Source organism: Vibrio sp. 704, from assembly GCF_033339295.1.
Window position 1 is genome coordinate 1 of record NZ_JAWOUH010001022.1, and the last position, 518, is coordinate 518.

Below are 518 nucleotides of genomic sequence, written 5' to 3' on the forward strand. Positions count from 1 at the left end.
TCATGTGTGCTTTGATGGTGTCTTCTGATACATTCAACTCGTAAGCGATTTGTTTGTTCAGCAAGCGATCAGACAACATCCCCAACACTTTGTATTGCTGTGGCGTTAGCGCGGCAATCTTCTCTGCTAAATCATTACACGCTGCGTTATTGGTGATCAGCCCTTCAGGGAAGTATGGGTCGCCATTGAGCACTTGGTTGAGTGCATTGACCAGTTCACGCATATCACTCGATTTCGGAATAAAGCCAAACGCACCATGGCTCTTCACTTGACTCACCACCGTTGGCTCTTCGCTGGCGGATACCACGACGATAGGCAAATCTGGGTATTCCGCTCTTAAGTGGATAAGCCCCGACATTCCATTAGCCCCAGGCATTTTGAGATCCAACAGCACCAAATCCGGCTCTTCCTCTTTGGCGAGTAATGCAAGCAGGGCATCAAGAGAGTCTGCTTCAAGCAGATTGGCACCACTGACAGCCATGTGTACCGATTGGAACAATGCATTACGGAAGAGAGGG

The 518-nt window shown here is 49.0% G+C and carries 1 protein-coding gene; it reads right to left on the reverse strand.

Annotation, left to right across the window (positions count from 1 at the left end; genetic code table 11):
* The coding region (locus R7R24_RS30450; protein ID WP_318120679.1) for a response regulator transcription factor at window positions 1-518 on the reverse strand (518 nt) is incomplete at both ends.